Raw genomic sequence first — 5,700 nt, 5'->3', positions numbered from 1 at the left:
ATGGGCGCCACCACGGGCCGCGAGGTCGCGCACCTGGTGGCGGGCCGCGCGCCCCAGGTCGACCTGTCCCCTTTCAGTGCCTCGCGCTTCCGATGAAGGACCGGCAATGAGCGAGCAATGGGCCATCGGCGTGGACATGGGCGGCACCTTCATCGACGTGGTGGCCTGCTCCAGCGCGGGTGAGTTGCGCGCGCTCAAGCACCCGCGCGAGGCCGGCGAACTGGTGCAACCCATCCTGGCGGCGGTGCAGCGCCTGCTCGACGAGCAGGCCATCGCGCCCGCGCAGGTGGCGCGCCTCGTGCACGGCTCCACGGTGGTGACCAACCTGCTGCTCGAACAGGGCGCAGGCCCTGTGGCCGTGCTCACCAACGAGGGCCTGCGCGACGTGCTCGCGCTCGCGCGCCAGGACCGCCGCGATCTGTACACGCCCGCCGTGGCGCCGCCCACGCCCGAGCGCCGGCTCTTCCCGGCCGAGCTGCGGTTCGAGATCCGTGGCCGCATCGACGCGCAGGGCGAAGCCGTCGAACCGCTGGAGCGCGAGCAGGTGATCGCCATCGCACGCCAACTGCGCGCGCAAGGCATCGCCTCGGTGGCGGTGTGCCTGCTGTTCGCGCACCTGCGGCCCGCGCACGAGCAACAGGTGCGCGACTGGCTGCTCGAGGCCGAGCCCGAACTGCTGGTGTCGCTGTCCAGCGAGGTCGACCCCAAACCGCGCGAGTTCGAGCGCTTCCTGGTCACGGCCTTCGATGCCTACAGCAAGCCGCTCGTGCAGCGCTACCTGCAGTCGCTGGGCGTGGCGCTGCGCGCGCGCGGCCTGCCCGAGCCCGCGCTGATGCGCTCCGAAGGCGGCATCGCGCCCTGGGCCGAGGCGGCGCTGCGGCCCATCGGCCTGGCGATGTCGGGGCCCTGCGCCGCGCTGCAGGGCGTGGCCGCGAGCCTGCCCAACGGCAAGCTTGATGGCAACAGTGACAGCGACGACGACGACGCGCGCGTGGTGATGTCGGTGGACGTGGGCGGCACCAGCACCGACATCGGCCTGCTCGACGCCGGCCGCCCGCTGTTCAGCGACACGCTCCTGTGCGGCGAGCTCACGCTGCGCCTGCGCTGCGCCGATGTGGAGTCGCTGTCCATCGGCGGCGGCAGCCTGGCCACGGTCAACGCCGGTGGCGGCCTGCGCCTGGGCCCGCGCTCGCAGGGCGCCTGGCCCGGCCCCGCGGCCTACGGCCTGGGCGGCACCGAGGCCACGCTGACCGACGCGCTGGTGCTGCTGGGCCGCCTGCCCGAGCGGCTGTCGGGCGGCGTGGCGCTCGACGCCGCGCGCGCCCGCGCCGCGATCGAGAAAGACGTGGCCCGGCCGCTGGGCCTGGACCCACTCGACGCCGCGCGCGCCGTCGTGGCCACCGCGGCCACCGCCATGGCCGAGAGCGTGAAGATGCGCGCCTTCCAGCGCGACCTGCACCCCGCCGACTGCGTGCTGGTGGCCGCCGGCGGCGGCGGCGCGCAGCACGTGGCCGAGGTGGCCGAGCTCGCGGGCGTGCCGCGCGTGCGCGTGATCCCGCACGCGGGCGTGATCGCGGCGCTGGGCCTGCTGGCCGCGCCGCCCACGCGCACGGTGGAACGCTCCTGCGCGCTGGCGCTGGATGCCGACGGCCTGGCCGCGCTGATCGACCACCGCGAGGCGATGCGCGCGGCAGCGCCCGAGGGCGAGGCGCGCTGGAGTCTGGAGCTGCTGATCGTGGGCCAGGGCAAGCCGGTGGAGGTGCCCTGGGAAACCGACGACGACCTCGCCACGCTGCGCGCGCGCTTCGCCGAGCGCTACGAAACCCTGCGCGGCCAGTTGCCTGCCCGTTTCGAAGTGCAGGCCCTGCTGCTGCGCGGCGTGTTCGAGCAGGCCGTGCCGGAACCCGGCGTGAACGCCCGCCACCTGCGCCCCGACCCGGCGCGGTGGGCTGGCTGCCCGTCCGAAGGCGTGGGCCCGCGCGCCCTCTTCGCCGCCACCACCACGGTGTGGGTGCCCGGGGGTTGGCGCTGGACGCTGGCGCCCGACGGCGCGCTGCTGCTGTCGCGGAGCGGGCCGGAATGAACCGCGAACACCTGATCCTGATGGAGCCCGTGCGCCTGGCACTGCAGGGCATCGTGGACCGCATGCAGAGCCGCATGATGCGCGCGGCCTACTCCTCCATCGCGCGCGAGGGCGGCGACTGCGCGGCCGCCGTGTTCCTGCCCGACGGCCGCCTGCTCGCGCAGGCGCGCTCGCTGCCGCTGCTGCTGGGTTCGCTGATCCCCGCCATCGCCGGTCTGCTGCAACGCTGCCCCGTGGACGCGATGGCCGAGGGCGACGCCTGGCTGATGAACGACCCGTGGTCGGGCGGCACGCACCTGCCCGACCTGATCGTGGTGCGCCCGGTGTTCAGCGACGGCGCGGTGATCGCGCTGGCCGCGGCCATCCTGCACCACCAGGACGTGGGCGGCATCGCGGCCGGATCGATCCCGCCCAACGCGACCGAGATCTACCAGGAAGGCCTGCGCATCCCGCCCGTGCGCTGGCGCGCGAAGGGCGAACCCGATCCCGGCATCGAAGCCTTGCTGACGGCCAACAGCCGAACACCCGGCAACCTGCTGGGCGACCTGAACGCGCAGTGGTCGGCCGTGAGCCTGGGCGCCAGCGAGATGGCCGCGCTGCGCGCGCGCACCGGCGCCCCCTTCGAGGCCGTGTGCGGCGCGCTGCTCGCGCAGTCCGAGCGCCTCACGCGCGAGGCCTTGCGCGCCGCGCCCGACGGCGAGTGGCGCTGGCAGGACCAGCTCGACGGCGACGGCATCAGCGACACGCCGGTGCGCATCGCGGTGAGCCTGCGCAAGCGCGGCGACGCGCTCACCATCGACTTCACCGGCTCCTCGCCTCAGACGCGCGGACCGGTGAACGCTTCGCCGTCGAGCATGATGTCGGCGATCCTGTTCTTCATGCGATCGCTCGCGCCGCAGGCGCCCAACAACGCGGGCTGCCTGGCGCCGGCCACCTGGGTCCTGCCCGAGGGCAGCGTGGTCAACCCGAACCTGCCGGCCGCGGTGAACGCGCGCACCGCCACGCTCAAGCTCGCGTGCAACGCCATGCTCGGCGCCTGGTCCTCGGGCGCCTCGCGCGATCCGCTCGCGGCCAACGCGGGCGTGGCCACGGTGCTCTCGCTCAGCGGCGCGCGCGCCGATGGCCAGCGCTGGCTGCTCACCGAGATCATCGCCAGCGGCGCCGGCGCGAGCGCGCACGGCGAGGGCACCAGCGGCGTCTCCACCGACGTGGGCAACGCGCGCAACACGCCGATCGAGGTGATCGAGTCGGAGGCGCCGCTGCGCGTGCACGGCTACGCGATCCGCGAGGCCTCGGGCGGCGCGGGCCGCTTCACCGGCGGACACGGCGTGCGCCGGGTGTACGAATTGCTTGAAGGACAGGGCAGCGTCTCCTACCGGGGCGAGCGCCATGTCAGCCGCGCGCGCGGCAGCCACGGGGGCGGCGACGGCGCCCCCTCGGCCGCGCGCATCGAAAGATCCGATGGACGGGTCGACGTGTTGCCTGCGAGGGCGCGCGTGGACTGGTCCGCTGGAGACAGGCTCGTCATAGAAACGGCCGGAGGAGGCGCGTGGGGCGAGGCCATGCCACGCCACTGAAACCATCCACTTGAAAGCGAGAACCCGATGAAACGCATCACCCTCACCCGCAGAAGCCTCGTCAGCGCCCTGACCATGGCCAGCACCCTCACCCTGGCCGCGCTCGCGCCGGTGGCCGCGTCCGCCCAGGACGCCTACCCGAGCAAGATGGTGCGCATCGTCGTGCCCTTCCCGCCCGGCGGCAGCACCGACCTGCTCGCGCGCAAGATCGGCGAGAAGCTCTCCGCGCAGTGGAAGCAGACCGTCATCGTGGACAACCGCCCCGGCGCGGGCGGCACGGTGGGCGCGGACCACGTGTCCAAGGCCGCGCCCGACGGCTACACCCTGCTCATCGGCGTGACGGGCAGCAACGGCATCGCCGGCTCGCTCTACCCCAACCTGCCCTACGACCCGATCAAGGGTTTCACGCCCGTGACGGCCGTGGTGAGCGCACCGCTGCTGATCGTGAAGAACGAGCGCGTGGCCGCGAAGAACCTGAACGAGCTGATCACCGCCGCCAAGGCCAAGCCGGGTTCCATCACCTACGGCTCGCCGGGCACCGGCACCTCCATGCACCTCACGGGCGAGATGTTCGAACTCGCGACCAAGACCGCGCTGCTGCACATCCCCTACCGCGGCAGCGCGGGCGCCTTGACCGACCTCATGGGCGGCCAGATCGACCTGATGTTCGGCGACGTGCTGGTGGTGATGCCGCAGATCGAGGCCAAGAAGATCACGCCGATCGCCGTGACCTCGAAGGAGCGCCACCCCTTGTTCCCCAACGTGCCCACCGTGGCCGAGAGCGGCTACCCGGGCTTCGAGGCCCTCTCCTGGCAAGGCCTGTTCGCGCCGCCCGGCACGCCCGCGGCCGTCGTGGACAAGATCAACAAGGACGTGAACGCCGCACTGGCCAGCGCCGACATCCAGGAGTACTTCGTCTCGCGCGGCTTCAAGCTGGGTGGCAGCGGCGCGGCCGAGTACAAGGCCTTCATCGAGGCCGAGAACAAGAAGTGGGCCGGCATCGTGAAGACCGCCGGCGTCAAGCCGGACTGATGCCGAGCGAGCGCGCGCGCATGCCCGACAACGCCGACATCCGCCACATCGGCCCGCCCGTGCAGCGGGCCGGCGTGGTGCAACCGATCTCGCCCGCCGTGGTGGCCGACGAGCGCCTGGTCTTCGTGGCGGGCCAGGTGCCCATGCGCAACGGCCAGCCCGCGGGCGAGGACATCGTGGCCCAGACGCACCACACGATCGACCTGATCGAGGACATCCTGCGCGACGCTGGCTGCACGCTGGCCGACGTGGTGAAGACCACCGTGTGGCTGGTGGACGGGCAGGACTACCCCGGCTTCAACGCGGCCTACGCCGAGCGCTTCCCGGCCGCCACGGCGCCGGCGCGCTCGACGGTGATCGCCGGCCTGATCGCGCCGGTGCGGGTGGAGATCGAAGCGGTCGCGTTGCGCCCGCGCGGCTGAGGTCACACACGCCGCTCCTGCCGCTCACGCCGCCTCAGGCCGTGGCGAGCAGCGCGTCCAGGTCCAGCGGCGCGCTGTCGCCCAGCGCCTGGTCCGCGCAGCGCTCCAGCCAGTCGGGCGCGATGCAGCACAGCACGCGCGAGCCCGCGTCGGCGCCCGGCGCCTCCACCGCCACCAGGGCGTCGATCAGCGGTGTGCCACCCCCCACCGCGGCCAGGCCCAGGCGCTGCCGCCGCGCGGGCGCGACATCGACCATCGGCCCCAGGCCGTCGACGCGCAGCGCGAAGCTGCGCGCCGCGCCATCGGCGCGCGGCACGCGCACCACGATGAGCTGGCGCTCCGGCGCCGCCTCGCGCGCGGCCGGCGCTTCCAGGCCCGCCACCACCTGTCGCAGGTCGACCACGGGGTACACCTGTCCGGCCACCTGAACCAGCCCGCAAAAGGGCGCACGTGCGCCGCTTCGGCCCAGCACCGGGGCGTCGGGCGCGGCCATGAGCACATGGCGCGCGTCCAGCGCGAGCCAGTGCCCGCCGAGCAGGAAGCTGGCCAGGCGCAGGCGGGCCGCGCCATCGTCGCGCGCGCCGTC

The 5,700-nt window shown here is 73.7% G+C and carries 5 protein-coding genes; 4 read left to right on the top strand and 1 reads right to left on the bottom strand.

Annotated elements, in window-relative coordinates; genetic code table 11:
- The first annotated feature begins 106 nt into the window (after window positions 1–106).
- The 4 genes from VLG41_RS17545 to VLG41_RS17530 are packed head-to-tail and all read left to right on the top strand — an operon-like array spanning window position 107 to window position 5,114.
- On the top strand, window positions 107–2,083 hold the full coding sequence (locus VLG41_RS17545) for a hydantoinase/oxoprolinase family protein (RefSeq protein ID WP_325350679.1): 1,977 nt from the start codon (window positions 107–109) through the stop codon (window positions 2,081–2,083).
- Entirely contained in the window at window positions 2,080–3,660 is a 1,581-nt protein-coding gene (locus VLG41_RS17540; protein ID WP_325350678.1) for a hydantoinase B/oxoprolinase family protein, read from the top strand. Before VLG41_RS17545 ends, VLG41_RS17540 begins: the two co-directional genes overlap by 4 nt.
- Before the next feature lie 27 nt (window positions 3,661–3,687).
- Window positions 3,688–4,692, top strand: coding sequence for a tripartite tricarboxylate transporter substrate binding protein (locus VLG41_RS17535; RefSeq protein WP_325350677.1), 1,005 nt, complete (start codon window positions 3,688–3,690; stop codon window positions 4,690–4,692).
- Window positions 4,692–5,114: a RidA family protein gene (locus tag VLG41_RS17530; RefSeq protein ID WP_325350676.1), complete on the top strand. Its 423-nt coding sequence runs from the start codon at window positions 4,692–4,694 to the stop codon at window positions 5,112–5,114. The genes VLG41_RS17535 and VLG41_RS17530 overlap by 1 nt, the downstream gene beginning before the upstream one ends.
- 34 nt (window positions 5,115–5,148) lie before the next feature.
- Here the strand turns inward: VLG41_RS17530 and VLG41_RS17525 are convergent.
- Window positions 5,149–5,700: chemotaxis protein CheW (locus VLG41_RS17525; RefSeq protein ID WP_325350675.1), on the bottom strand; the 552-nt coding region annotated here is incomplete at its 5' end.

Source organism: Hydrogenophaga sp., from assembly GCF_035481345.1.
GTDB lineage: Bacteria > Pseudomonadota > Gammaproteobacteria > Burkholderiales > Burkholderiaceae_C > Hydrogenophaga.
This window is presented reverse-complemented; position numbering and strand designations above follow the sequence as displayed.

Coding starts and splice junctions, on each gene's coding strand:
- VLG41_RS17530 (WP_325350676.1), top strand. CDS start 4,692: ATGCCGAGCGAGCGCGCGCGCATGCCCGACAACGCCGACATCCGCCAC.
- VLG41_RS17535 (WP_325350677.1), top strand. CDS start 3,688: ATGAAACGCATCACCCTCACCCGCAGAAGCCTCGTCAGCGCCCTGACC.
- VLG41_RS17540 (WP_325350678.1), top strand. CDS start 2,080: ATGAACCGCGAACACCTGATCCTGATGGAGCCCGTGCGCCTGGCACTG.
- VLG41_RS17545 (WP_325350679.1), top strand. CDS start 107: ATGAGCGAGCAATGGGCCATCGGCGTGGACATGGGCGGCACCTTCATC.